At 68.4% G+C, this 2,312-nt stretch carries 3 protein-coding genes; 2 read left to right on the forward strand and 1 reads right to left on the reverse strand.

All coding sequences use genetic code 11. From position 1 onward, the window contains the following. Nucleotides 1-98: 98 nt before the first annotated feature. On the reverse strand, nt 99-446 hold the full coding sequence (locus ABTZ89_RS38030; protein WP_270949479.1) for an oxidoreductase: 348 nt from the start codon (nt 444-446) through the stop codon (nt 99-101). A 241-nt stretch (nt 447-687) separates the two neighbouring features. Here ABTZ89_RS38030 and lpdA point away from each other — a divergent pair, with 241 nt between their 5' ends. After that, entirely contained in the window at nt 688-2,058 is a 1,371-nt protein-coding gene (lpdA, locus tag ABTZ89_RS38035; RefSeq protein WP_270949480.1) for a dihydrolipoyl dehydrogenase, read from the forward strand. 54 nt (nt 2,059-2,112) lie between these two features. Then, nucleotides 2,113-2,312: biotin/lipoyl-containing protein (locus ABTZ89_RS38040; protein ID WP_351054181.1), on the forward strand; the 200-nt coding region annotated here is incomplete at its 3' end.

A 2,312-nucleotide genomic window follows, 5' to 3' on the forward strand; every position in this document is an offset into this window, starting at 1 on the left:
GATGTGGTGGACATACATGAAAACGGGATCCCGCAGCCAGGCGGCGTCTGAGGTTCCGCCACCCGCACCGCCACCCGAAAAGAGCCTGGAAAACCGTATTAGCCGCCGTCGGCGGCGCGGCGGTTCCGGTCGCGGATGATCCGCTGCCTGGCCTGGTAGTCGCGCATCCGCTGCGGGTAGCCGATCTTGGCCACTTCGTACAGCGGGATGCCGAGCTTGCGGGTCAGCCGGTGCGCCGCGGCCGGGCCGTCCACCCGGCGCCTGGTCCACTCGCCGTCGTGGGCGATGAGCATCAGAGTCGTCTCGGTGACCGTGGTGCGGGGCTCGAGGTAGCCCTCCACTCCCCGGTGCTGCTCGGTCCAGCGGATCAGGTGCTCCGCATCGGCCGAGTTCGCCCCGCGCACCTTCCCGGCGCGCCGCCTGCGGAACCGGTCGAAGAGACCCACCGCAACTCTCCTCCAGCCAAGGATGGGACTACAGCCTGCGACCGATGGTGCCACCAGCGAAGTGGGGCAGGTGTGAAAATCCTTCACCCTCCACTGTGATCTCCGACGATGCAGCGCAGATCACCCGGCCCACGTCGCGTAGGCCTTCCGTGTGGTGACAAGATGGTTTGCAGGTGCTCGTGACCATCCGGTCCGGTGAAGTGCTGTCAGCGAGTCAACGAAGCCTGTCGAGGAGAGCGAAGTGACCGACACGTCCGCCGATCTAGTCATTCTCGGTGGCGGTTCGGGCGGCTACGCCTGCGCCTTCCGCGCAGCCGAGCTAGGCCTGTCCGTCATCCTGGTCGAAAAGGACAAGCTCGGTGGGACCTGCCTGCACCGAGGCTGCATCCCGACCAAGGCGCTGCTCCACGCGGCGGAGGTCGCCGACTCGGCCCGCGAGGCCGACCAGTTCGGGGTGAAGACCGCCTTCGAGGGCATCGACATCGACGGCGTCAACAAGTACAAGGACGGCATCATCGCCGGCCTGTACAAGGGCCTGCAGGGCCTGGCCAAGGCGCACAAGGTGACGATGGTCGAGGGCGCGGGCACACTGGTCGACGCCAAGACCGTCGAGGTGAACGGCACCCGCTACACCGGCAAGAACCTGGTGCTGGCCACCGGTTCCTACTCCAAGACGCTGCCCGGCCTGGAGCTCGGCGGGCGGGTCATCGCCAGCGAGCAGGCGCTGAACCTGGACCACATCCCGAACAAGGTCGTGGTGCTGGGCGGCGGCGTGATCGGCGTGGAGTTCGCCAGCGTCTGGCGTTCGTTCGGCGCCGAGGTGACCGTCGTCGAGGCCCTGCCGCACCTGGTGCCCAACGAGGACGAGTTCATCTCCAAGCGCCTGGAGCGCGCCTTCCGCAAGCGCGGCATCAAGTTCAAGACCGGCGTGAAGTTCACCGGCGCCACCCAGACCGACTCCGGTGTCTCGGTCAGCCTGGAGAACGGCGAGACCCACGACGCCGACCTGCTGCTGGTCGCCGTCGGCCGCGGCCCGAACACCGCTGGTCACGGCTTCGAGGCCGCCGGCGTGCAGATGGAGCGCGGCTTCGTCCCCACCGACGAGCGCCTGCGCACCAACCTGCCGGGCGTCTACGCGGTCGGCGACATCGTGCCCGGCCTGCAGCTGGCGCACCGCGGTTTCCAGCAGGGCATCTTCATCGCCGAGGACATCGCGGGCCTCAACCCGCAGCCGATCGACGAGTCCGGCATCCCGCGCGTGACCTACTGCCACCCCGAGGTCGCCTCGGTGGGCTTGAGCGAGGCCGCCGCCAAGGAGCAGTACGGCTCGGTGGAGACCTTCACCTACGACCTGGCCGGCAACGGCAAGAGCCAGATCCTCAAGACGCAAGGCGCGGTCAAGCTGGTCCGCGCGACCGACGGCCCCGTCGTCGGCCTGCACCTGGTCGGCGACCGAGTCGGTGAGCTCATCGGCGAGGCGCAGCTGATCTACAACTGGGAAGCGCTGCCGGAGGACGTCGCTCCGCTGGTGCACGCCCACCCGTCCCAGACCGAAGCCCTGGGCGAGGCGCACCTCGCCCTGGCCGGCAAGCCGCTGCACGTGCACGGCTGACGTCGGTCCCCAGTCAGCCAAGCACCCCGCCACACAACGAGGAGTCAGCAACCGATGGCCTTCTCCGTTCAGATGCCGGCACTCGGCGAGAGCGTCAGCGAAGGAACGATCACCCGGTGGCTCAAGCAGGAGGGCGAGACCGTCGAGGTCGACGAACCCCTGCTCGAGGTCTCCACCGACAAGGTCGACACCGAGATCCCGTCCCCCGCCGCCGGCGTGCTGCAGCGCATCGTCGCCCGGGAGGACGACACCGT

Source organism: Saccharopolyspora sp. NPDC002686, assembly GCF_040295745.1.
In the GTDB taxonomy this organism is placed as follows: Bacteria; Actinomycetota; Actinomycetes; order Mycobacteriales; family Pseudonocardiaceae; genus Saccharopolyspora; species Saccharopolyspora oryzae.